Annotated in this window: 17 protein-coding genes, 2 tRNA genes and 3 pseudogenes; 13 read left to right on the top strand and 9 right to left on the bottom strand. The window is 44.2% G+C overall.

Annotation, left to right across the window (positions count from 1 at the left end):
* The 6 genes and pseudogenes from JMX63_RS14705 to exaC all read right to left on the bottom strand — a co-directional run.
* A pseudogene (locus JMX63_RS14705) lies at window positions 1-71 on the bottom strand (transposase); the annotation flags it as partial.
* 137 nt (window positions 72-208) lie between these two features.
* A pseudogene (locus JMX63_RS05105) lies at window positions 209-364 on the bottom strand (oligopeptide/dipeptide ABC transporter ATP-binding protein); the annotation flags it as partial.
* 21 nt (window positions 365-385) lie between these two features.
* Window positions 386-2,029 carry a GMC family oxidoreductase gene (locus tag JMX63_RS05100; RefSeq protein ID WP_201571327.1) on the bottom strand — a complete coding sequence of 548 codons (1,644 nt, stop codon included), beginning with the start codon at window positions 2,027-2,029 and terminating at the stop codon, window positions 386-388.
* Between the two features lie 190 nt (window positions 2,030-2,219).
* Window positions 2,220-2,546: a DUF779 domain-containing protein gene (locus tag JMX63_RS05095; protein WP_165597405.1), complete on the bottom strand. Its 327-nt coding sequence runs from the start codon at window positions 2,544-2,546 to the stop codon at window positions 2,220-2,222.
* A gap of 200 nt (window positions 2,547-2,746) precedes the next feature.
* A complete protein-coding gene (gene adhP, locus JMX63_RS05090) occupies window positions 2,747-3,775 on the bottom strand; it encodes an alcohol dehydrogenase AdhP (protein WP_201571323.1) in 1,029 nt (342 codons plus the stop codon).
* 236 nt (window positions 3,776-4,011) lie between these two features.
* Entirely contained in the window at window positions 4,012-5,538 is a 1,527-nt protein-coding gene (gene exaC / locus JMX63_RS05085) for an acetaldehyde dehydrogenase ExaC (RefSeq protein ID WP_160022231.1), read from the bottom strand.
* 507 nt (window positions 5,539-6,045) lie between these two features.
* Here exaC and JMX63_RS05080 point away from each other — a divergent pair.
* The 3 genes from JMX63_RS05080 to JMX63_RS05070 all read left to right on the top strand — a co-directional run bounded on the left by JMX63_RS05080 (window position 6,046) and on the right by JMX63_RS05070 (window position 9,474).
* On the top strand, window positions 6,046-7,983 hold the full coding sequence (locus JMX63_RS05080) for an AAA family ATPase (RefSeq protein WP_201571316.1): 1,938 nt from the start codon (window positions 6,046-6,048) through the stop codon (window positions 7,981-7,983).
* 159 nt (window positions 7,984-8,142) lie between these two features.
* A complete protein-coding gene (locus JMX63_RS05075; protein ID WP_227673244.1) occupies window positions 8,143-9,291 on the top strand; it encodes a type I glyceraldehyde-3-phosphate dehydrogenase in 1,149 nt (382 codons plus the stop codon).
* Window positions 9,292-9,383: 92 nt separating this feature from the next.
* Window positions 9,384-9,474: transfer RNA gene (locus tag JMX63_RS05070), tRNA-Ser, on the top strand.
* Window positions 9,475-9,579: 105 nt separating this feature from the next.
* Here the strand turns inward: JMX63_RS05070 and JMX63_RS05065 are convergent.
* The 3 genes from JMX63_RS05065 to JMX63_RS05055 all read right to left on the bottom strand — a co-directional run bounded on the left by JMX63_RS05065 (window position 9,580) and on the right by JMX63_RS05055 (window position 11,230).
* The gene (locus JMX63_RS05065; protein ID WP_201571314.1) at window positions 9,580-10,311 is read right to left on the bottom strand and encodes a hypothetical protein; all 732 of its coding nucleotides are present in this window, start codon (window positions 10,309-10,311) and stop codon (window positions 9,580-9,582) included.
* A 323-nt stretch (window positions 10,312-10,634) separates the two neighbouring features.
* The gene (locus tag JMX63_RS05060; RefSeq protein WP_057761113.1) at window positions 10,635-10,964 is read right to left on the bottom strand and encodes a hypothetical protein; all 330 of its coding nucleotides are present in this window, start codon (window positions 10,962-10,964) and stop codon (window positions 10,635-10,637) included.
* A 190-nt stretch (window positions 10,965-11,154) separates the two neighbouring features.
* A tRNA-Asn gene (locus JMX63_RS05055) sits at window positions 11,155-11,230 on the bottom strand.
* A gap of 483 nt (window positions 11,231-11,713) precedes the next feature.
* On the opposite strand from JMX63_RS05055, the pseudogene JMX63_RS05050 reads away from it, so the two are divergent.
* From JMX63_RS05050 to JMX63_RS05005, 10 genes and pseudogenes are all read left to right on the top strand, one after another.
* Window positions 11,714-12,061, top strand: a pseudogene (locus tag JMX63_RS05050) (DMT family transporter); the annotation flags it as partial.
* Window position 12,062: 1 nt separating this feature from the next.
* Entirely contained in the window at window positions 12,063-12,632 is a 570-nt protein-coding gene (locus JMX63_RS05045) for a TetR/AcrR family transcriptional regulator (protein ID WP_227673241.1), read from the top strand.
* Between the two features lie 133 nt (window positions 12,633-12,765).
* Window positions 12,766-14,268, top strand: coding sequence for a betaine-aldehyde dehydrogenase (betB, locus tag JMX63_RS05040; protein ID WP_201571313.1), 1,503 nt, complete (start codon window positions 12,766-12,768; stop codon window positions 14,266-14,268).
* Between the two features lie 118 nt (window positions 14,269-14,386).
* Window positions 14,387-16,087, top strand: a complete 1,701-nt coding sequence (gene betA / locus JMX63_RS05035) for a choline dehydrogenase (RefSeq protein WP_201571312.1) — start codon at window positions 14,387-14,389, stop codon at window positions 16,085-16,087.
* Window positions 16,088-16,379: 292 nt separating this feature from the next.
* On the top strand, window positions 16,380-18,425 hold the full coding sequence (gene betT / locus JMX63_RS05030; protein WP_102092283.1) for a choline BCCT transporter BetT: 2,046 nt from the start codon (window positions 16,380-16,382) through the stop codon (window positions 18,423-18,425).
* Window positions 18,426-18,645: 220 nt separating this feature from the next.
* Window positions 18,646-19,134 carry a M48 metallopeptidase family protein gene (locus tag JMX63_RS05025; protein WP_201571307.1) on the top strand — a complete coding sequence of 163 codons (489 nt, stop codon included), beginning with the start codon at window positions 18,646-18,648 and terminating at the stop codon, window positions 19,132-19,134.
* Between the two features lie 261 nt (window positions 19,135-19,395).
* Window positions 19,396-19,818 carry a tetratricopeptide repeat protein gene (locus tag JMX63_RS05020; protein ID WP_201571305.1) on the top strand — a complete coding sequence of 141 codons (423 nt, stop codon included), beginning with the start codon at window positions 19,396-19,398 and terminating at the stop codon, window positions 19,816-19,818.
* Window positions 19,819-19,949: 131 nt separating this feature from the next.
* Window positions 19,950-21,104 carry a flavin monoamine oxidase family protein gene (locus JMX63_RS05015; RefSeq protein ID WP_201571304.1) on the top strand — a complete coding sequence of 385 codons (1,155 nt, stop codon included), beginning with the start codon at window positions 19,950-19,952 and terminating at the stop codon, window positions 21,102-21,104.
* 56 nt (window positions 21,105-21,160) lie between these two features.
* A complete protein-coding gene (locus tag JMX63_RS05010) occupies window positions 21,161-22,093 on the top strand; it encodes a DMT family transporter (protein WP_201571300.1) in 933 nt (310 codons plus the stop codon).
* A 254-nt stretch (window positions 22,094-22,347) separates the two neighbouring features.
* Entirely contained in the window at window positions 22,348-24,108 is a 1,761-nt protein-coding gene (locus JMX63_RS05005; protein WP_201571299.1) for a TrkH family potassium uptake protein, read from the top strand.
* The last annotated feature ends 3 nt before the right edge of the window (window positions 24,109-24,111 follow it).

The following is a 24,111-nucleotide window of genomic DNA, read 5'->3' as shown; positions in this document are numbered from 1 at the left end:
ATGTCATCGAAGCTTTTCATGCTGCTGGCCATTTGCTCAGCCAGTTTCTTGATGTCAGATTGGTTAGTCATTGCTTATTCTCCTGTTAGTGGATTATAAGCAGTTACACAAAGTTTGGGAAACTCTCTTTTTGGTTGTAGTCAATTTCCTAAGTGTTGGGGTGTGGTGAATATTGATTAGTCATTAATCATCTCAACCTTAGTTCACCTTAACCATATATCTCTTCCAAACGTAAACAAGCCACCAATCGACCATCCCATTCGCGCAGTTTTGGCTCTACTTCGCTGCATTGTGGTTTGGCATATGGACAGCGCTTGTGCAGCGCGCAGCCACTTGGTGGGTTAAGTGGGCTTGGTAACTCACCTTGTAACGTTAGATCATTATTCTAGGCAGAGACGTGTTCGGCATGGTTATGAGTTGCCTTGATAAGGTCTGCTATTTTTTCGGCAATCATAATAGTTGGCGCATTGGTATTGGCGCTAATAAGCGTTGGCATCACTGAAGCGTCGATAACTCGCAATCCACTCACACCTCGTACCTTTAATTCCAAATCAACCACAGAGCTGTCATCTGAGCCCATGCGGCAAGTGCCTACTGGGTGATAGATGGTATCTGACTTATTTCTGATATAGCCGAGCATGCCGTCTTTTTCGAGGTAAGGGGCAGGGTAGTCTTCAGTAATGTACTTAGCGAGTGCAGACTCTTGCATAATGGCGCGAGTACGCTCGGCACCGGCAACCATATACTCTACATCTTTTGGATGCGATAGATAGTTTGGATCGATCAAGACAGCATCGGAGGGGTCGGCTGAGTCCAATCTGACAGTACCTCGACTTTCAGGCCGTAAGTAGCAACTGTGACAAGAGACAGCAAATCCGCGTCTGAGATCGCGACCGTGCTCTATCACGCGCGAGATGACAAAGTGCAGCTGTGTGTTTGGCCACTCTTTTGGGTCATCACCAACGCTAAAGAACGCACCCGCCTCTGCATAGTTGGTAGACAGTAACCCTGTACCGTCTTTTCTCCACTGCCGAATGCTTTTGGTCAATGTCGAAATCGATGCCATGCCAATACCGATGACGTCAGTAGTATTGACCTCGTAATCAAAGACGACGTCTAAGTGATCCTGTAAATTACCACCGACTTCAGGTGCATTTACCACCACATCGATACCATGAGACTGCAAATGATCTGCAGGGCCGATACCTGAGAGCATCAGAACTTTGGGTGAACCAAATGCGCCACCTGATAGTAGGACTTCATGACGCGCCGTGACAGTATGTTCGACACCGTCTTTTTCGTAGACGACGCCTGTCGCTTGATTGTCTTCGATAATGACGCGGTTAGCCTGCGCATGAGTGATGACAGTTAGATTAGAGCGGTTTTGTACAGGATGTAGATAGGCGGCCGCAGCGGAGCAGCGTTGACCTTGTTTTTCACCATGGAAATGAGTGACTTGATACAACCCTGTACCGTCTTGCTTTTCGCTATTAAAGTCAGGGTTGTGATCTAGGCCGTTGGCAATCGCAGCTTCTACGAATGCTTTTGAGATGTCTCGTGGACTGAGTAGGTCGCTAACATGCAGCGGCCCGCTATCACCATGTAGAGCATCGCTACCACGAACGTTGTTTTCAGCTTTGATAAAGTAAGGCAATACATCGTCAAATCCCCAGCCAGTACAGCCTTGCTCTACCCAGCGCTCATAATCTAGTTTACTACCGCGTGTGTAGATCATGGCATTGATCGCTGATGAGCCGCCCAGACATTGTCCACGCGGCTGAAAACCTTTACGGTTATTAAGGTGCTCTTGCGGGGTGGTGTGAAAGCACCAATTGTTTAATTTCAGCGGTTTACCAGGAACCATAAGAATCAGTCCAGCAGGCACACGTACTGCTAGATCTTTGCCATCACCGCCGTACTCTAATAAGCAGACACTGATATCTGGGTTTTCAGTGAGACGGCTGGCAAGCACGCAACCTGCTGATCCACCACCGACGATGACATAGTCAAATGTTGTGTCAAATTCCATTTTATATTCCTTATAGCATCCATGCTCATCAAAATAGTTTACGCTTTACAGTAACTATTATTTTGCTAAAATAATAAAATAAAAATGACTCTGCGGTATCTGTTTTCCCCAATATCATAGGACAAGCTAAGACTGTTATATTCGGTACATTAGGTAAGATTAATGCTACCTAGTTTTGCGTCAAACGTCCTTATATCGTACAGATTTCTGAGCGTACGATAAAGCGTTTGCCTTCAGGGATTTCTAACGAAAAACTCGCACCGCGACCATTGACGACATCAATGGTCAAATCGGTATGCTGCCATAGATTGTATTGTGCGCGTCCCATATAAAATGGACAGTCAACAAGCTCACCAACCAGCACATCCTGACCGCCTACCTTAAACTCTCCTAATGGATAGCACATCGGCGAGCTACCATCACAGCAGCCACCTGACTGATGAAACATCAGCTTTCCATGCTTGGACTTTAGTAGCTCAATCAACGCCTTACACGACTCTGTTGCTGCCAGTTTCATATCATACTCCTTCTTATGGCCCATCCATGGTTTATATAATTGCTCTCTAGTATCAGTATGCCACAGTCAAATCAAAAAGGTCGCATCATCTTCAGACACATCACAACTGGCATATGACTAAAAAGATACGACCTTCGGCTGATAATTGACAGTTGGAATAACTACGTAATAAGCTTATAACACTGTCATTTTACTATCCGTTATTGATTATAGTCGATGACGATACGACCTTCGATTTTGCCATTACGCATCCGCTCAAAAATATCATTGATGTTCTCTAACGGCTCAGCTTTGACGGTCGCTTTGACTTTGCCAGCCGCTGCCATATCTAGCGACTCTTGTAAGTCAAGACGTGTGCCAACGATAGAGCCGCGTATGGTGATACCATTGAGTACAGTATCAAAGATTGACACCGGGAAGTCGCCAGTGGGGAGTCCGTTACATACTAAAGTACCACCGCGACGTAACATGCTTAAGGCTTGATCAAAAGCTTTTGATGATACTGCAGTGACTAACACGCCATGAGCGCCACCGATCTCTTCTTGTAGCAACTTGCCTGGGTCTGTATTTTTGGCATTTACCGTCACTGTTGCCCCCAGCTTTTTGGCGAATTCAAGTTTTTCGTCATCAATATCAACAGCAGCAACATTGAGCCCCATGGCAATGGCATATTGTACAGCCATGTGACCAAGGCCGCCGATACCTGAAATAACAACCCAGTCGCCTGGCTTGGTGTCGGTCATTTTAAGACCTTTATATACCGTGACGCCCGCACATAAAACAGGGGCAATCTCAATGGAGTCGACACTCTCAGGAATAATGCCAACATAGTTGGCATCTGCAAGGACGTATTCTGCAAAGCTACCGTTCACTGAGTAACCAGAGTTTTCTTGCTTTTTACATAAGGTTTCCCAGCCACCCAAGCAATGCGTACAGTGACCACAAGCAGAGTATAGCCATGGCACACCAACTCGGTCACCTGCTTTGACATGAGTTACGCCGTCACCGACCGCCGTGATCACGCCAACACCTTCATGACCTGGGATAAATGGCGGGCTTGGCTTAACAGGCCAGTCCCCCTCAACTGCATGTAAATCAGTATGACAGACGCCTGAGGCGTGCATTTTGACAACTATTTGCCCAGCACCTGCGGTTGGAATGTCGACTTCTTCGATTTTTAAGTCTTGACCGAACTCATGTAATACAGCGGCTTTCATTTTGTTAGTCATAATAAGCTCTCTTTTATGGGTGATTGATAAATGTTGATATAAAAAGTTGTTGCGATATTGCATTCAAAATATGCAAACACCTTATTTTGAACGCAAGACTGCTACAAATTTTTCCTGCTGTGCGCCTAAGCGCATTAGAGGATATAAAAATTCGTCTCAGTTTTTTATTTAGATCGTTGTAGCGAGCGGGCTATGTAACACTTGTGATAACCCGCTCCATGATTAGAAATGATGGTTTAGAAGAAGCCCATTTTTTTCTGACTGTACGACACCAGCATGTTTTTGGTTTGCTGATAGTGGTCGAGCATCATTAAATGGTTTTCACGTCCGATACCAGATTGTTTGTAACCACCGAACGCCGAATGTGATGGATAAATATGATAGCAGTTGGTCCATACGCGGCCTGCTTGGATACCACGTCCGAAGCGATATGCCTTGTGTACACTACGGGTCCATACACCAGCGCCTAAACCATACAAGGTGTCATTGGCAATCTGCATGGCTTCGTCATCGTCTTTAAAAGTAGTCACGGCAAGGACAGGTCCAAAGATCTCTTCTTGGAACACGCGCATGTCGTTGGTGCCCTCAAAGATCGTTGGCTTGACGTAGTAACCGTCTGTCAAGTCGCCATCGTGCTTAGCTTGCTCTCCGCCGACGAGCACTTTTGCGCCTTCTTTTTTACCGATGTCGAGATAAGATAAAATTTTCTCTAGTTGGTCTGAGCTGGCTTGCGCGCCAATCATGGTGTCGGTATCGAGTGGGTTGCCCATTTTGATGGCCTCGACACGGGCGATACAGCGTTTGATAAACTCATCATAGATGCTCTCATGAACGAGTGCCCGCGATGGACAGGTGCAGATTTCACCTTGGTTCAGTGCAAACATCACTAGACCTTCGACCGCTTTGTCCAAGAAGTCATCGTCCTCATCCATAACATCGGCAAAGAAGATGTTAGGGCTTTTGCCACCAAGCTCTAACGTCACTGGAATGATGTTTTCGCTCGCGTACTGCATAATGAGGCGGCCAGTGGTAGTCTCACCTGTAAAGGCAACTTTATTGATGCGCGGATTTGACGCAAGTGGCTTACCCGCTTCGACCCCAAAGCCATTGACGACGTTCAGTACACCCTTTGGTAAAATATCAGCGATGCCGATGGTCTCTAACATGAACAGAATAGAAACTGGCGTTTGTTCGGCTGGCTTTAGAACGACACAGTTACCAGCAGCAAGGGCAGGTGCTAGCTTCCAAACGGCCATTAGGATAGGAAAGTTCCAAGGAATGATTTGACCGACGACACCAAGTGGCTCATGAAAATGATAAGCCACAGTGTCTTCGTCAATCTGACTGATACCGCCTTCTTGTGCGCGAATGGCGCTGGCAAAATAACGGAAGTGATCAATGGCTAGAGGGATGTCGGCTGCGAGTGTCTCACGAACAGGTTTGCCGTTTTCGTAACATTCGGCAATCGCAATCGCTTCTAGGTTGGCTTCCATGCTGTCAGCAATTTTGAGTAACAAGTTGGCACGTTCAGTAACACTGGTCTTACCCCAAGCATCTTTGGCAGCATGTGCGGCATCTAGTGCTTTTTCAATATCGGCAGGTTTTGAGCGGGCGACTTGGCAAATAGTTTTACCATCGATGGGGCTTGTGTTATCAAAATACTCTCCATCGATAGGAGCGGTCCACTCACCATTAATAAAGTTATCGTATTTTTCGCGGAACTGAACAGGGCTACCTTCCGTATTGGGATTTGCATACAGCATGAAACACTCCTTGTTGTGTTGTTTGTTTTATCGGATAATACAAGCGCAATTTTATCTATCCTAATATCTGTTATCGCAAAACAATATCAGTTGATGTTGTGATTGATTAACATCAATTGCTCTCTGTACACGTTTCATACTACTCGGCTTCTGCTGATAATCATACTAAAATTTTATAATGACTGATGAGTTAACACATAACAGGAAGTTTGCTTTAATGGCCATGATTTTATTGCTGTAAAGCCTAGAATGCATAGGCTTGGTATTTATGATCAAAGCAGATACTTTACGGACAAAATTAAAAGATAAGCTATTGATTTTTTGCATTTATAAAAAATAAAGCATTTTTTATCTATATTCTATTGACAATTGTTTATTTTATTGTCGATACCTCAAGGTTGCACAGCCCGCAAATTTTAGGTGATTTTAGGCAAATGTTGCGTTTTTTTCCATTATGATGATGGTTTTATTATTCTCTTTTTTCACATTACTAGCTGGTTTGAATCTATGCGTCAATCTTCTGCTCTCGATATCTTAAAAACAGGTCAAAATGTCTTTTTAACGGGCTCAGCAGGCTCAGGTAAGACCTATACGCTCAATCAATATATTGATTATCTACGCGCTCGCCGTGTGCCTGTTGCGGTGACTGCCAGTACCGGTATTGCTGCCACACACATGAACGGCACAACGATTCATAGTTGGTCGGGTATTGGTATCAAGGATGAGCTGTCTGATCGAGATTTGACAAATTTATCACGCAAGCAGTTCTTAGCAGACAGACTAAAAGACACGGCTGTGTTGGTTATTGACGAGATATCGATGCTACATGCCAAGCAGCTCAATTTGGTCAGCCAAGTCCTCAAGCATGTCCGCAAAAATAACAAAGCCTTTGGTGGTATACAAGTCGTTGTCGCAGGGGACTTTTTTCAGCTGCCGCCCATCGGTAGCAAGGGCGAGAGCAATCGTGAAAAATTTGCCTTTATGTCTGAGGCGTGGCTCGATGCCAAGTTCCATATTTGCTATCTGTCAGAGCAGCATAGACAAGTCAGTGACGCGGCGAATGGCGGGCTTGATCTAGATGATATTCTCAATCAAATCCGTCGTCAGGAAGTGACGTTTGAGGCGATTGCCGCTTTAGAGAACACGCATGACCAAAGCGTCGATATCAAGCGTACCCGTCTCTACACGCATAATCTCAATGTCAATAAAATCAATGACAAAGAGCTGGCTGCGCTCGACGGTGAGATGATGCGCTTTGAGGCGACGACCACTGGCGATAGCAAGCTGGTTGAAACCTTGAAAAAAACCGTACGTACGCAAGATGAGTTGATTCTAAAAGTTGGCTCAAAGGTCATGTTTATCAAAAACAATGCTGAGCTTGGTGTCTCTAACGGAACGATGGGCGAGTTGATTGGTTTTGCTGCTGTCAAGATAGAGGATAAAGACAGTAGTGACGCGTTAATCGAAGACGATAGCAGCGATGACGTTGATGAAGAGGCTGCTGGCGAAAAAACGACAAAAGGTAAGAAGTCCGCTGCTAAAAAAGACAAAGAAAAACCAAAGTCGAAGAAACCAACGACCCAGAAAATGCCTGTCGTGCGGCTTAATTCAGGACGAGAAGTCATCGCTGAGCCTGAAGAGTGGATTATCGAAGATGAAACGGGTGATGTGCTAGCAAGTTATTTACAAGTGCCACTCTGTCTAGCATGGGCGATTACCATCCATAAATCCCAGGGCATGACCCTCGATGCAGCTGAAATCGATTTGTCGCGTACTTTTGAGCTTGGGCAAGGCTATGTGGCCTTGTCACGTCTCAAGTCGCTGGCAGGATTGCAGCTGCTGGGTATGAATGACATGAGCTTGCAACTTGATCCATTAGCACGCGGCGCAGACAAGCGATTTTTGGTGCTGTCTGACGAAGCTGATGCCAACTATGCCATGCTCGATGAAGAAAGCATGCAGCAGGCACATGAGAAGTTTGTCTTAAAGTCAGGTGGTACGCTCAGTCAATCCGTGATTGATGCCTATGCCGCGCTGCAAAAAAAGCGCCGCGAACAGCAGCAAGCGCAAATAGATAAAAAGCAAAAACAGGGCAATCAGGTCTCTGATAAGTCAGAAAGCACCTTGCGTGCAACCCGAGTGTTATTGGAGGAGAGTTTGACCATTGCGGAGATTTCAGAAGCACGTCAATTGTCACAATCAACCATCATGCGCCATATCGGTGAGCTAAAATCACAAGATCCGAGTCTTGCCTGCGATCATCTGCGTCCAGATGATAAGGTGATGACAGCCGTAGGTAATGCCTATGTCGCCATTAAAGTCGCCAATAATCCAAATGACTTCAATGATGACGGTAGCATCAAGCTGCGTCCGATATATGATCATCTCAAGCAAAGCATTGACTACAATACCATTCGCCTCGCATTGATTTTTATCACCCCATAGTTTTGCTGCCTATAATTTTATTGCCTATAACTTTGTTACCTTTATTTTTATAGGCTTTAATTTTACTATTTTTTAGTATTCAGCAATCATTAGCGCACTCAACGTGATAACGCTCAGTTTTTACCCCCATTTATAGCGATACCCTTTATGTCCGATGTTATGCCTGATTTTTCGAGCGCTACTTATCAATTGACCTCTGACCCGATAGCGGCGACGTATCGTACCACTGGTGAGCACTCACAGCCATTGAGAGTGGCTATCAATGGCTTTGGTCGTATAGGGCGCAATGTACTTCGTGCTTTGTTAGAGCGCTTTGAAGTGTTGGGCCGTGCGATTCATGTAGTGGCAATTAATGATTTAGCGCCAGCGGATATCTTATTGCATTTATTGAAGTTTGACAGCACACATGGCCGCCTCAGTCGATTAGGGGTCAATGCTGAGATTGTAGAGAGTGAGTCAGGTGATATGAGCAAGACTGAGCTCTGTCTCACCAAAAACAATCTGACCTATTGCATTAATATGCTCTCAGAGCCCAATCCACAAAACCTACCTTGGCAGTCGCTAGGGGTCGATGTGGTTTTAGAGTGTACTGGGCATTTTCGCTCGTATGAGCAAGCGACGCTACACATCCATGCAGGCGCACAGCAAGTAATTATCGGTGCCGCGCCATTTGACGATGTGGATGCTTGTATCGTTATGGGGGTCAATACAGATGCGCTCACGCTTGATTTACCGATTATCTCCAGCGTTTCTTGTACCACGCAGGCACTGGTGCCGCTGATTGACACATTGGATAAAGCGTTCGGCGTCAAGTCCGCTATGATGACAGAAATTCATGCAGTTACTGCCGATCAGACAGTTCTAGATCAAGCACATCGAGATCCAAGACGGGCGCGCGCTTCTGGCTATAACATTATCCCAACGACATCCAGTAGTATCGCTGCGACAGAACGTGTGCTACCAGCCATGGTCGGCAAGATAAATGGACATTCGATACGTGTGCCCACTATCGACGTGGCTGCGATTGATGTCACCTTTGTATTTGATACGCCAGATGTTGATGTCGAGACAGTACGAGAAGTACTTAAATCTGCCAGTCAGGCGCATTTGCATGACATCATGGCATATACCGATGAGCCGTTAGTATCTAGCGACTTTATCCATCAGACTGAGTCGCTTATCATTGATGGTCAGCAGCTTATGCAAGTGGGTGGTCAATATAAGGTTTTTGCATGGTACGATAATGAATGGGGCTATGCCAACAGGCTGCTCGATATGTGCTTACATCTGGCCTCAAGCAAGCGATAATGCACCAATTTACAAGTGTTCGAAAATTAATTGAATTTTTTTAGTTTAAGGGCTTGCATTATAAAATGATATCTATATAATGATGCACCAATGGAGACGTGGCAGAGCGGTTGAATGCACCGGTCTTGAAAACCGACAAGGGTTAATAGCCCTTCGAGAGTTCGAATCTCTCCGTCTCCGCCAAATTCGAAAAAGCCCCAATCATTGCTGATTGGGGCTTTTTTTTATGGTATTAATAAAAATATTAATTAGTACCTTCTATAAAATCCTCAATAGTAGGTTGTACAGCTACTTCACCAGTGAGTTTTCAAATTCGATTGTCTGATCGTCTACTAAGATAAGCATGCCTTTATTAATCTCGATAGTGATGCCACTAGCATTTTTGATAGCGCGCATGACATTGATATCCTCAATGCTGCTTTCAATAATGATCTTGCCAGACTGTTCTGGTGCGATAGGTGGGTCAAACGTTGTCAAAGGCACATTAAAGTTTTTGCCCTTTGTAAGATTGGCATCTTTCATGGTCAGCGTCCCTTTAAAGCTTTTTATCGCGCTTTTGCCATGATTGGATAGCATAAACTGCATTTTGACTTGATTTAAGCTATCGCTATCACTGGTTTTCACAGGGAGCAGGGCGACAGGATACATCTGTGCGGTAGCGTTCGCCGCCTGACCTTTGACAATTGGGCTTTTCTTGCCCGTTGGGTTGTTTGGATGCAGACGTTCATATTCACGCTGTTGTATTAGCGCTTGCTTGATAGTGGTACGCGGCATGGCTCCTGATTCATAAGCGTCGCTCAATTTCATACGTAGCATATATCGGCTGAGTACTTGTTGATCGGCCTCAGACAACTGCTCAAAAGTTTGCCCTAATTTTTTTTGCCATTGGTCAGAATCTGTCGGTATCGTTGTTTTACTTGGATCAGTCTGCGGCGATGAGCAGCCAGTCGCAATCACTAGCATTGCTACCGTCATGGTTGAAAACAAAGTTTTGTTGAAACGCTGATGTAAGCCCGTCATCGTACCCCTCCTTGCAGATCTTTATTATGTTGAAACCTTATAAATAGTCGCGACTATATGTTTAATATACCTTGTTTAAACATCTGTTGTGTTTAGTTATGGCTAACTAAAACCGCAAATATCGCAGAGTACTTAAAAACATACTTACTGTAGATTAAATGTAAGAAGGGCATAACAAGAGGAGAGTTAGAGAAATATCAGTAATGCTTAGACTTTTATAACAGCCACAAAAAAGACCAAGCTCGCGTTAGCAAACTCGGTCTTTTTTATTTTAAGACTATCTAGCAGCGATACTATTCATTAGTAACGACACTATTAATTGTTTAATCGTTGTCTTGTAATTCAGATAGCGGATGAGTGATGTTGTTATTATGCGTTACTACAATCGCTTCATCAATAATATGTTGGCTAACGCCGCGCTTACGTAGTGTTTCGATGAATACTTCATCATGGGCAAGCGTATAATCCTGATGGTCACGATCTAAGCCCTGACGAATATAAAGACGAATAAGCCCTTGAATGCGCTTAAAGCCCAAGTCTGATGACGTCGTTTCTAATAGACCAATCATTTCTTCAGACAAACGAATACTAATCGGGCGCATGATTTTTTGCGGATGATCAGAAAACTTATTTTTTATACGTACAGGTATCATAATAAACCATTACTTTTAGTGAGTAAGAGCGAAGCACTCAAACAAAAACGAACCCAATCAAAACTAATCTTACCATACAACAAAAATGTCTAAAAGAACACCACAGCCGTGCTAATATTATTAGAAGTAAATATAAAAGACACAGCAATAAAAAAACCTCCATCAAATTATGATGAAGGTTTTTAGTATATGGCTCTCCAACCTGGGCTCGAACCAGGGACACACGGATTAACAGTCCGTTGCTCTACCAACTGAGCTATTGGAGAATAGCTGGTCATAACAGCAAGTCATTGATGCTTTATATTAAAGCAGTTAATTAGCTTGTTTGCGTTATGTGGGGCACATTTTAGCCAAGTCACTACAGGCTGTCAACCTTATTATGCGTTTAATTATAAATATTATCGCAATTATTGAAAATTAACGCCAATCCCTTATCAGATAGGCTATTTCAAGGCAGAGCTTTATAAAAAATCACTATAAATAGGCTTTAGAAATAAAAAACATTTTCAGAAAATTTTTTATGGCACATGGACAAACGATAAGAATATAGAACCAGACATCAATTCGGCAAAGTAAAACTGTTTTTGGTACTTTGTGTTGTTGAATATAAAGGTGATGCGATACCGTTTGACACAATAAAGTTGCAAGATAGCCCTTCACATTGGCAGTAGTGTTCTATAAAATACCGACCATGTGGTTTCTTTGCTATGTTTTTTCATAGCATGCGTTGAACAAAAGCGGGTGTTCTAAAGATGAGTCCTACTACGATTGCTTATGGTTACTTAGCCATTGCCATCATTTGTGAAGTGATTGGCACTACTTTTTTGATGAAGTCAGAGCAGTTCACGCGTCTGGTACCGACGCTCATTATGTGTTTACTTTATGTCATCTCATTTTATTTGCTGGCGCAGACCCTTAAGACCATACCGCTAGGCATTGCGTACGCACTGTGGGGCGGGCTTGGGATTGTGCTGACATCACTCGCTGGTGTGGTGCTATTCAAGCAAAATCTTGATACAGCAGCAGTGGTCGGTATCGCGATGATCGTCGGTGGTGTTGTTGTGATGAACTTATTGTCTAATTCTGTGGTGCATTGATATGAAAAATGCTTATAAGCGTAAAAAACAGCCAGAAGTTATTCGTCGTGCGTTGTTAGATCAGGCAGCACGTATCACATTGGAGCAGGGCCTATCTAAAGTGACGTTTCAGGCAGTCGCTGATGCGGTTGGGGTGACAAAGGGTGGTGTGATGCATCATTTTTCTACCAAAAACGCACTCGTGCTAGAAGTCTTCAATGATGCAATGGCTAAGTTTGAGGCAGAAGTAAACGCAGCAATGGCTGACGACCCTGTTAAGTACGGTTCATTTACCCGCGCTTATATAGATGCCACCATCAGCCTCGGCGAGCAAGGGCAGGAAGAATACGATAATCAAGCAACCTTATATGTGCTGATGCTAGGTGATAGTGAGTTGCGTGAGTTGTGGGCTAAGTGGGCGAATGAGCAACTCAAAAAACATGCGGCAACGGATAATACCGAGACATTATGTATGGTTCGCCTCGTCGCTGATGGTATTTGGCTCTCAGACTTTTCAGGCATCGATATCGCAGACAAACAATCATTACGTGATCGCTTGATAAAAATGACACAACAAGACTTTGATTTGTAAAACGTTGCTGATTTATAAAATAATTTTTAATTCACTATTTAAAGACTAAATTTCGAAACTTAACTAACGACGACATTATTCGGCCTGAGTACTTTTATATAGCTAATTTTGCCAATCGTCCTAAGGAGAATTTATGACTGATTTTAATAATTTGACAGATATTATCGATTTAGACCAAGTACAAACAGCTTATATCAACGGTCGTTATCTAGCGGTTGATGAATCGCTGACGACTTTTGAAGATATCAATCCAGCCACTGGTGAAGTATTGGCAACGATTCAGCAAACCAGCAATGAGCAAATTGACGAGGCGGTAAAAGCCGCACATAAAGGTCAAAAAGTTTGGGCGGCGATGACAGCAGTTGAGCGTGGTCGCATTTTATCAAAGGCTGTTGAGATATTGCGCGATCGCAATGATGTGTTGGCACTACTTGAGACCAAAGACACAGGTAAAGCCTACTCTGAGACGAAGTACGTCGATATCGTTACTGGCGCTGATGTCGTTGAATACTATGCAGGTCTGGCACCGATGATTGAGGGTCGTCAGATTCCATTGCGTGATACTAGCTTTGTCTATACTCGCCGTGAACCACTTGGCGTGGTCGCAGGTATTGGCGCATGGAACTATCCGATTCAAATCGCGATGTGGAAAGCAGCACCTGCACTGGCTGCTGGTAATGCGATGATTTTTAAACCATCAGAAGTGACACCATTGACGGCATTGAAACTGGCAGAGATATTGACAGAAGCTGGATTGCCAGATGGTGTATTTAACGTCGTACAAGGCAACTATGAAGTGGGTCAAGCGCTGACCGAACACCCAGATATCGCAAAAGTATCGTTCACAGGTGGTGTACCAACTGGTAAAAAAGTCATGTCAAGTGCAGCAAGCTCATCTCTAAAAGACGTAACCTTAGAGCTTGGTGGTAAATCGCCATTGATCATATTTGATGACGCAGATATCGATACCGCTGCTGACATCGCTATGATGGCCAACTTTTATAGTACTGGTCAGGTATGTACCAATGGCACACGCGTATTTATCCCTAAAGCACTACAAGCTAAGTTTGAGCAAGCTATCTTAACTCGTGTTGAGCGTATTAAGCTAGGCGATCCTATGGATGAGAACATCAATATGGGTCCACTGGTTAGCTTCCCGCATATGGAGCGCGTGCTTGGCTATATTGAACAAGGTAAAAAAAGCGGTGCACGCCTGCTAACAGGTGGCGAGCGCGTTACGACAAACGAGCTTGCAAACGGCGCATTTGTCGCACCGACAGTATTCACTGATTGCACGGACGATATGACTATCGTACGCGAAGAAATCTTTGGCCCAGTGATGTCGATATTGACGTACGAGACCGAAGAAGAGGTTATTCGCCGCGCCAATGATACCGATTACGGTTTGGCAGCTGGGGTTGTGACTGCAGATCTAAAACGCGCGCATCGAGTCATCGCTCAGATCGAAGCTGGCATCTGCTGGTTGAATACGTGGGGCGAGTCGGCAGCACAAATGCCAGTAGGCGGCTACAAGCATTCTGGTATCGGCCGCGAAAACGGTATCGAAGCGCTCGAACACTATACTCAGACCAAATCTATCCAAGTAGAGTTGGGTGCGTTTGAATCTGTCTTTTAATCAATCTTATTGAGAAAAACGAAGCCAGTAAGGTTTCTTATTAGCTTTTATTTAGCCTTTTTAGGACACCTTACTGACCCTAAACGATTTATGTTTTTTCAATATTATGGAGTATGTTATGACATCAACCACACCTGAGTATGACTATATTATTGTCGGAGCAGGCTCAGCAGGAAATGTGCTGGCCACACGTCTGACCGAAGATGCCAGTATTAAAGTACTGCTGTTAGAAGCAGGTCGTCCAGATTATCGTTTTGACTTCCGTACCCAAATGCCAGCTGCGCTTGCTATGCCGCTACAAGGGACGACTTATAACTGGGGGTATAAGACAGACCCTGAGCCATATATGAATAACCGTGTCATGGATTGTGGCCGCGGTAAAGGGTTAGGTGGCTCATCATTGATTAACGGTATGTGCTACATTCGTGGTAATGCGTTAGATTTTGATGATTGGTCTAAGATAAAAGGCCTATCAGACTGGACGTATTCGGATTGCCTGCCTTATTTTAAAAAGCTAGAAAACTGTGATGCTGGCGAGAATGACTATCATGGCGTGGGCGGTCCTGTTGAAATGACTACCTCAAAGCCAGGGGTCAATCCACTGTTCCAAGCTATGATTGAAGCAGGCGTACAAGCGGGCTATCCACGTACCGAAGATCTAAACGGCTATCAGCAAGAAGGTTTTGGTCCGATGGATCGATTCGTGACGCCTAATGGTCGCCGTGCATCAACGGCTCGCGGCTATCTTGACCGTGCCAAATCACGTAGCAACATTACGATTTTGACGGGTGCATTGACTGACGTAATTTTATTTGACGGCAAACGCGCTGTCGGTGTCAAAGTCGAACACGAAGGCCAGACCAAAAACTTTCATGCCGCTCGCGAAGTAATTGTCTCATCTGGTGCGATTGCCTCGCCGCAACTACTGCAGCGCTCAGGTATCGGTCCTGGTCAGTGGCTAAAAGACGCTGGCGTGACCGAAATATTGGATCTGCCAGGTGTTGGTAATAATTTACAGGACCATCTAGAGCTGTATATGCAGTATGAATGCAAACTGCCAGTGTCAATCGCGCCTGCCAATAAATGGTGGAATAAGCCTGCAATTGGTGCAGAATGGTTATTCAATGGCACAGGTCTTGGTGCGTCTAATCAATTCGAAGGTGGCGGTTTTATCCGTACGGATGAGAAGTTTACCCATCCAAATATTCAGTATCATTTCTTGCCACTAGCTGTACGCTACGATGGCCGCAGTGCGGTTAAATCGCATAGCTTCCAAGCACACGTTGGCTCACTGCGCTCACCAAGCCGTGGCCGCGTCAAGCTAAAATCACGTGACCCGAAAGCGCATCCAAGTATCTTGTTCAACTATATGTCACATGATCAAGACTGGCAAGAGTTCCGTGCTGCAATGCGTATCACGCGTGAGATCATGCATCAGCCAGCGCTTGATCCTTATCGTGGTCGCGCAATTGCACCGACCGATGATTTGGTCACCGACGCCCAGCTAGATAAATATGTACGCAATCATAGTGAGACGGCTTATCATCCATCTTGTACCTGTGCGATGGGTGAAGATAACGATTCGGTAGTGAATGGCGAAGGTCTGGTACATGGTATTGATGGCTTGCGTGTCGTTGATGCATCGATTATGCCCAATATCATCAGTGGCAATCTCAACGCAACGACCATTATGTTGGCAGAAAAAATCGCCGATAAGATGAGAGGCGTACAGCTGCCACGTTCAACGGCAGATTATTACGTGGCCAATGGTGCACCGCTGCGCTCAGAGCCAATGTGCGATTATCTCTCGACGGTGTAGGCTGCGATATAAGCCTGCATACAGGTTACTGAATAAATAACGATATGAGAAAATTTTAACCAAAAGGCCTTTCCAAGTAGAGGCCTTTTCTATCAGCGCTAACGTATTAGAATAATGAATACCGTTCAGGTTGAATTTGTTTATAATTTTATTAGCTTTTTATTTATTGGTACTGCTTTGTCCGTCATGCGGTTGGTTCCACGTTATACGGTTATAGATTATCAGTCTACTATTAGACGATGCCGGACAAAGCAATATCGGACCCTGTTTAATTTATATATTGAGGTCTTTTATGTACAGTTCGCCATCACAAGATGTGACGAAACCTCTGACCCTAAACAAAACCGTGTTTATGGGCTCAGCTATTATTTCTATTTTATTGATAATCTGGACCATCGTTTTTCCAGATTATAGTGAGGCCTTGTTAAGCGCGAGCATGACTTGGGTATCAGACAAGTTTGGCTGGTATTATATGTTGGTGGTTGCCGCTTATAGTATCTTTGCGTTGTTTGTTGGTTTTTCTAAGTATGGTGATATAAAGCTTGGTCAAGACCACGAAAAAGCACAATTTCCGTTTTTAGCGTGGGCGGCCATGCTGTTCTCAGCGGGTATTGGTATTGACCTGTTGTTCTTTGGTGCCTCTGAGCCTTTGATGCATTATTTGACCCCGCATACAGGCTTAGAGCCTGCTAGTGCTGAGGCCATGCGCGAAGCACTTGCTCAGACTTTCTTGCATTGGGGTCTACACGGGTGGGGTATTTATGCACTAATCGGTATGGCGCTGGCTTACTTTGCTTATCGCAAAAACATGCCACTCGCGTTACGCTCGCCGTTGACACCGATATTTGGTGAACGTTTAATCAAAGGTTGGTTAGGCGATGGTATTGATACCTTCGGTGTCGTCTGTACGTTGATGGGTATTGCAACCAGTTTAGGTATTGGGGTATTACAGGCAAATGCTGGCTTGACTCATGTGTTCGGTATCGAATCTAGCAAAACGGTTCAGGCGCTCATCATCGTAGGTGTTGTCGCGGCTGCTGCTATCTCTGCGATGACAGGTGTCGAAAAAGGCGTTCGTCGTCTATCTGAATTCAACATGCTGTCGTCAATACTCTTGTTGCTTGCCATATTGGTAATGGGCAATACGGTGTATCTATTAAATACCTTTACTCAAAATATCGGTCAATATTTTCAAACCATCATTTATAAAACCTTTGACGTTTATGCTTATGACGGTGCTGCTGGTGCCGAGTGGAAATCTTGGTGGACGATATTTTTCTGGGCATGGTGGGTAGCTTGGGCACCATTTGTAGGTCTATTTATTGCACGTATTAGTCGTGGCCGTACGTTACGCGAGTTTGTATTTGGCGTGATGTTTATTCCGCTTGGGTTTATTTTTGCATGGTTCTCTATCTTTGGTAATTCAGCGATAGACTTGGTTGCTAATGGCGCAACAGAGCTTGGTGAAATCGCGGTCAATGATGCGGCAATGGGTATGTTTGCGCTGTTTGAATACTTCCCTTACAGTGAAGTATTATCATTTGCTGGTGTGGTTATTGGTCTTATTTTCTTTGTGACTTCTGCTGACTCAGGCGCTTTAGTATTAGCGAACTTGAGCTCAAGAGGTATGACCAATGATACCGATGCTCCTGTTTGGTTACGTCTGTTTTGGGCAGCAGCGACTGGTCTTATTACGTTAGGACTGCTATTTGCAGGTGGTTTTGCCTCATTGCAATCTGTCTCTGTCATTGCAGGCTTGCCATTCTCTATCATTCTTGTGCTTTACATGATGTCTATGTGGAAGTCGTTAAAAGAAGAAGGCAACAAGCGTAAAGCCAGTACAATTGGCACAGCAAATGTGTTGGACAGCGGGAAGAGCTGGAAAGCGCGCTTGCAACGTATTGTAAGCTTCCCAGGCCATGCACAGGTTGAAAAATTCTTGCATACGGTCGTGATGCCAGCGATGTCTGAGGTCGAAAAAGAGTTTAAAGCAGGTGGTCTCAAAACATCGTTAGATACCAAAAACCTTGCCAGTATCGGTGAAGGTATCGATGCAGGCATGGACCAAGATAGTGGTCAGGTAGACGGTCTAAAACTGCGTGTCGGTCATGGTGATGAAGATGACTTTATTTATGAAGTCAATCTGATTAAAGCTCATCGTCCTAACTTTACATTGAGCACATCTACCAAGCATGCAGAGTACTACTACCGTGCGGAAGTGTTCTTAAGTGAAGGCTCGCAAGAGTATGACTTGGTTGGCTACTCAAAAGAGCAAGTATTGGTTGATATCTTAAATCAGTACGAACGTCACTTGCAGTATCTGCATTTAGAGCGTTAATCAGGCAAACTTTTTAAGTAAAACTATTAGTAAAAATATCCCCATAAGTTGAACGCAGCTTATGGGTTTTTTTATGAATAACCATTTATAAATAACTATCGTTTGGGTTGAGGGTATATCCCAAATAAGTGGCAAACAAGCGCCGCAAATATAAGGTAAAATTCCCTAAGATTAAATTGATCGACTGATACGCTGCAACGTATTAGCAAAGGATACATTTGTGACCAAATTAAAGTACATAGCGCATTACTCAGAACAGATTCAAACTCAAGCTGCTCAGCTTATCAGTGAGGGTAGGTTAGGCGAGTATCTGGAAAAAAAGTACCCAACTCAGCATCAAATCCAAAGCGACAAAGCGCTCTATCAGTATATAAATGAGATAAAAACTCAATACATGCGTAAGATTGGTCAGCTATCAAATGTCAGTTATAGCAGTAAGCTCAAGGTTTTAAAACATGCCTTAGGTATCCATACGACGCAATCGCGCGTACAAGGCAGTAAGCTCAAATCGCACAATAGCATCACGGTAGCCAGTCTATTTAAAGACGCGCCGCCAGAGTTTTTGCGCATGATAGTGGTGCACGAGCTTGCCCATTTCAAAGAGCATGAGCATAACAAAGCGTTTTATCAATTATGCTGCCATATGGAGCCTGAGTATCATCAGTTTGAGTTGGATACTCGACTGTGGTTACACTGGCGAGAGTTGTAACCCTAATATAGTCAAGTTTATATAAATCCGCTACATCGTCATCCTCGCTAAGCATACTAATATATATCTGCACTCGGTTGCCTTGTACTACTTTTAAATTGAATCGACTATAGTATGAATAGCAACCTTAACAAGGTTCATAGTAATGTTAATAACAGCCACATAAATATCGTGTTCTTCTTTCAAGGCAATCATCTGAGCCGCCAGAATTACGTTATAATCCTAATCACACACGATATAGTCTATAAAAGGTTGTAAACAATGATTAATACCAAAATATATAAAGCCATTTACACCTTAGCCGAAGAGTTATTAGAAGCGGATCGCAGAGGCAATCAAGAAAAATTTGATTCGCTGTATGCTGAACTAAACGCCATTTGTACCGATAATGAAGGCACTGACAAAGACCACCCAGAACAATGGGAAACGCTTGCTGACTTCACAGAAGATTTGGACGCAGCACTGGTCATTTATGACAAAGCATTGACCAAGGCTACTGCCATTAACTCAAAAGATCATATGTCATCGATTGCTTTTTCTATGGCGGTGCTACAGCTTGAGACAGGCGAAAAAGAAGCCGCTATCCAAAGTCTGCAAAATGCTAAAGTCACAGCCAATAAAATTGAAGACAAAGAGTTCAAGGTTGAGATTGATGAGATGCTTACGAAGCTATTGGCAGAGTAGTTTGGATTATAGTCAATCCTCTATAAATTGAGTACGGTGTCAGTCTCGCTTAGCCTACTACTTGTACTACTTTCATTCGGCTTCCTTATATTCAAATGATATTGAACCGACTATAAATAGGGCAATCAGATATGCAAGACATACCTGTGGTAATCGTTGGTGGTGGGCTGAGTGGATTATATGCCGCCTTTTTATTAGAGCAAAAGGGTATAGCGTATAGATTGCTAGAGGCGCGTAATACTTTGGGTGGCCGCATTGCAGTTGCTAAATATTCAGATGCGCATATTACTAATAACAATACTGATATTGACCAAGCAGAATCAAGTGCCGCGTTCGACTTGGGTCCATCTTGGTTTTGGCCTGATTATCAAACGCAATTAAGTAGTCTGGTTGAATCGTTAAATTTATCACATTTTGCGCAGTTCGAAGAAGGCGATATGATGGTTGAGCGCGCTGCCAATCAGCCACCTGTGCGTATGCAAGGTTACAAAAGCGCACCACCTTCTATGCGTCTAGTCAGTGGTATGGCTGCTTTAACTGATGCGCTATATGCTCGCCTAGATGCTAGTTGTATTATGACCAGTCAAACGGTAAGGCAGTTGAACAAGACGTCTCAAGATATTGAAGTACAGAGCGAAGATACTTCTGGACATGTGACCGGACATGTGACGACGTTCCGAGCGCAGCATGTGCTACTTGCGTTACCGCCTCGATTGGTAGAAGGTCGGATAGCATTTCAGCCAGCGCTACCGCAAGACTTAAGTGAACAGTGGCGCGAGACAGCCACTTGGATGGCTCCCCATGCCAAATACGTCGCTGTTTATGAGTCACCATTTTGGCGAGATGCTGGTCTCTCAGGTGCCGCGCGCAGTGCGATAGGGCCGCTCACTGAGATACATGATGCCTCTATACTAAAGGGCGATGGAGCATTGTTTGGTTTCTTTGGTGTTCCTGCTCAAGTACGTCAGAGCGTCTCTGATACGGTGCTAAAAGAACATTGCCGTGCCCAGTTAGTGCGACTATTTGGTGAGCAGGCAAGTACTCCAAAAGCTGAATATCTCAGAGACTGGGCAACAGACCCATTAACAGCGATGCCCGCTGATGCTAGCGGCAACGGTCAGCATGCAGTAGCTCCGCCATCCAAGCCAAAAACAGGCGTGTGGCAAGACTGTCTAACAGGTTGTGGTAGTGAGTGGTCGGCGCAGTTCCCTGGCTATGTCGCTGGAGCAATTGATGCAGCAACCGTCGCTGTACAAAGCTTACCTGCTACCATTTTGCGCCAGTAGCTATTATAAAAGCCATCTAACATGACTCAAAAATTCATCATCCAATAGGATAGTCGATGAATGACTCGCTCAAACAAACCAGTATTCACAAAACTACTACTTGGCTGGTGCCCTTCATTTGTCTGCTGGCAGGTGGGGCACTCACTGGTATCTCGACCAATGTGGCAAAGTACGCTATCGATGTCGGTCTGACCCCATTAGGGTTTTTGTTTTGGTCGATTATTGGTGCTGCTGTTATTTTATTTATGATAGCGCTCATCAGAAAAGAGCTTCCTCCTCTTAATGCTCGCAGCTTAGAGTATTACTTTGTCGCGGCGCTGGTCAGTGTCGCGGCCGCCAACTTACTGTTATTTTCTGCTATTCCTCATGTGGGCGCAGGTTTCGTCGCCTTAATCCTCTCATTGCCGCCACTGCTAACGTATCTTGGCGCGCTGATACTACGTATAGAGCAATTTTATATTGTCCGTGCGCTTGGGGTCATCGCGGCACTCATTGGAGCAGGGGCATTAGCCGTGCATAAATTCTCTGCGCCAGATTCTAGTGTATTTTGGATTTTAATCGCGCTTTGTGGCCCAGTGCTACTTGCTATTGGTAATATATATCGGACATTACGCTGGCCTGATAATGCGTCTTCTGGTGCACTCGCTCCAGGTATGTTGATTGCGACAGCGCTGCTGCTAGGTTTGTTTGGTATGATGTCAGACTTTTCTATTGCTGTACCTTTAGAGAATTGGTTGCCGCTAAGCATGATAGCTATACAAGCATGCGTATTCGCTGGACAGTTTTTACTGTTATTTCTATTGCAAAAGACAGGTGGACCCGTCTTACTAAGTTTATTAGGTGCAGTAGGAGCCATTGTCGGCGTGCCCGTCGCTATATTTTTGCAAGGGGAGAGTCCACCAGAAGGTTTATTTTTAGGTGCGACCTTAATTGCTATTGGTGTGGCATTGGTGACATGGGGCGGCGTAAAAATAGCAAAAGTAAAATAAGAGATTTAATAATTGTGTATTAGGCGATAGAACCATTAAAGCCATTATGTCCCTGCGAGTACCTTTTATCTCGCTCTGATTGTCTGTAGCTAGGTGATTAGCACCTAGATGGCCAGCATCCAGATTATTATCATGTGGGTTATCAGTACTCGCTATAACTCAATAATTGGTTACGATTAACTTAAATCAATTTTTGTGAATACGACAAAAAAGGAGTATAAGTATCGTGGTTATTGTCGTCATGGACTCAGGCTATGAATGCAGCCACGCGTTATCGCTTATTAAACAACTTTACGATTCTCTTTAGCATCATCGGGGTAGCAATTGCCTTGTTAGATAGTGGCTTTACACTACCGACGTGGATACAACAAATTTTCCACATTTTTTATTTGGTCATTATTTTTCTGAGTTTTGTGGTAACGGTTGGCCGTTATGTCTACACAAAAAAGCTGCTAACGCTCAATAAAGTTGCAGTTTTTGACACTTTTACCAGTATAGCGATTGTCATTTTATTGACAGCGCACTTTACGGACTTAGTTCGTTCTGGATTGGCCGCCGCTGTTGATGGCTTTGTCGCGATAAAAATCGCCGTGTTTGTCACCTTCATCCGCGAACTCTCTGATCACAATTTCAATCTCAATCGCACCTTTCTACATCCGGCACAATTCTTTATTTTGAGCTTTTTGGCCGTGGTGCTTGTTGGTGCCTTGCTGTTGATGATGCCTAATGCGACAACGCAGCCATTATCTTTTATTGATGCACTCTTTACCGCGACCAGTGCGGTTTGTGTGACAGGGCTTATCGTAGTGGATACAGCTACCTATTTTACGACTTTTGGCCAAGTCATTATTATGGGTTTGATACAAATCGGTGGCTTAGGTATTTTGACATTTGTGACCTATTTTAGTTACTTTTTTAAGGGCGGTGTCAGCTACGAGACGCAAGCAAGTATCAGCGAGATGTCTTATATGCGAGGTATGGGTGATGTGGTATCGACACTCAAGTCTATCTTATACGTTACTTTTGCCGTTGAGGCAGTGGCGGCTGCGCTGATTTATATCAGTATATATGATATGCCTGATATGGACTGGTCTGAGCAATTATTCTTTTCGGTCTTTCATGCGATTTCAGCCTTTTGTAATGCTGGGTTTTCTACCTTTAGTGCTGGCTTGTACGATGATTCGCTACGCTTTAATTATCCTCTACAGCTTATCATTGCGATGACATTTATTTTTGGTGGTATGGGCTTCACTATCGTAGTCAATGTACTGCGCTATCTGCGTCATCGTGCTGAACGAATGATATATCGCAATGACCGGCACTATATCTATCAGCCTTGGTTGCTGAATATTAATAGCCGCATTACGTTGATTACGACCGGTGCGTTATTGTTGACTGGTCTGATCGGGGTAATGATATTTGAATACAATAATGTGCTCGCTGACCATACCAGTCTTTTAGGTAAACTTATCACAGGATTTTTTACGGCTGCTACGCCGAGAACTGCTGGATTCAATGTGATTGATATGGGTGAGTTGACCTTTCCAACAGTCATGTTAACGATATTTCTGATGTGGATTGGGGCGTCTCCAAACTCGACAGGTGGTGGTATCAAGACCAGTACCTTTGCGATTGCCCTATTAAATACATTGAGTTTGGCACGCGGGCAGACCAAGATAGAAGTATTCAAACGCCAGATTGCGGAGATCTCCGTGCGCCGTGCATTTTCTATTATGTGGTTGTCGTTATTGGTCATTGGTATAGGCGTGACACTCATCAGTTATGACCAGCCAGAGCTTGATTTGATTAAAGTGGTGTTTGAGTGTGCTTCTGCCTATAGCACTGTGGGGCTGAGTTTGAATTTGACAGCAGATTTATCGGACTTTAGCAAAGTGGTGGTTTCGGTCATCATGTTTGTTGGGCGTGTCAGTATGCTGACGATATTCATTGCGCTACTCAAAAACATGCGCCAACGCAATTACCGCTATCCAACTGAGGAAATAACGATCAATTAAATT

The sequence above is a fragment of the Psychrobacter nivimaris genome (assembly GCF_904846365.1).
GTDB classification, from domain to species: domain Bacteria; phylum Pseudomonadota; class Gammaproteobacteria; order Pseudomonadales; family Moraxellaceae; genus Psychrobacter; species Psychrobacter nivimaris_B.
The sequence above is the reverse complement of the archived record's forward strand: the minus strand, read 5'-3'. Positions and strand labels throughout refer to the sequence as shown.

Excerpts from the sequence above, each read along its gene's own strand:
- JMX63_RS05010 (WP_201571300.1), top strand. The coding sequence starts at position 21,161 with ATGAATGACTCGCTCAAACAAACCAGTATTCACAAAACTACTACTTGG.
- betA (WP_201571312.1), top strand. The coding sequence starts at position 14,387 with ATGACATCAACCACACCTGAGTATGACTATATTATTGTCGGAGCAGGC.
- JMX63_RS05095 (WP_165597405.1), bottom strand. The coding sequence starts at position 2,546 with ATGAAACTGGCAGCAACAGAGTCGTGTAAGGCGTTGATTGAGCTACTA.
- JMX63_RS05045 (WP_227673241.1), top strand. The coding sequence starts at position 12,063 with ATGAAAAATGCTTATAAGCGTAAAAAACAGCCAGAAGTTATTCGTCGT.
- betT (WP_102092283.1), top strand. The coding sequence starts at position 16,380 with ATGTACAGTTCGCCATCACAAGATGTGACGAAACCTCTGACCCTAAAC.
- betB (WP_201571313.1), top strand. The coding sequence starts at position 12,766 with ATGACTGATTTTAATAATTTGACAGATATTATCGATTTAGACCAAGTA.
- JMX63_RS05020 (WP_201571305.1), top strand. The coding sequence starts at position 19,396 with ATGATTAATACCAAAATATATAAAGCCATTTACACCTTAGCCGAAGAG.
- JMX63_RS05080 (WP_201571316.1), top strand. The coding sequence starts at position 6,046 with ATGCGTCAATCTTCTGCTCTCGATATCTTAAAAACAGGTCAAAATGTC.
- JMX63_RS05100 (WP_201571327.1), bottom strand. The coding sequence starts at position 2,029 with ATGGAATTTGACACAACATTTGACTATGTCATCGTCGGTGGTGGATCA.
- exaC (WP_160022231.1), bottom strand. The coding sequence starts at position 5,538 with ATGCTGTATGCAAATCCCAATACGGAAGGTAGCCCTGTTCAGTTCCGC.
- adhP (WP_201571323.1), bottom strand. The coding sequence starts at position 3,775 with ATGACTAACAAAATGAAAGCCGCTGTATTACATGAGTTCGGTCAAGAC.
- JMX63_RS05015 (WP_201571304.1), top strand. The coding sequence starts at position 19,950 with ATGCAAGACATACCTGTGGTAATCGTTGGTGGTGGGCTGAGTGGATTA.
- JMX63_RS05060 (WP_057761113.1), bottom strand. The coding sequence starts at position 10,964 with ATGATACCTGTACGTATAAAAAATAAGTTTTCTGATCATCCGCAAAAA.
- JMX63_RS05075 (WP_227673244.1), top strand. The coding sequence starts at position 8,143 with ATGCCTGATTTTTCGAGCGCTACTTATCAATTGACCTCTGACCCGATA.
- JMX63_RS05065 (WP_201571314.1), bottom strand. The coding sequence starts at position 10,311 with ATGACGGGCTTACATCAGCGTTTCAACAAAACTTTGTTTTCAACCATG.
- JMX63_RS05005 (WP_201571299.1), top strand. The coding sequence starts at position 22,348 with ATGAATGCAGCCACGCGTTATCGCTTATTAAACAACTTTACGATTCTC.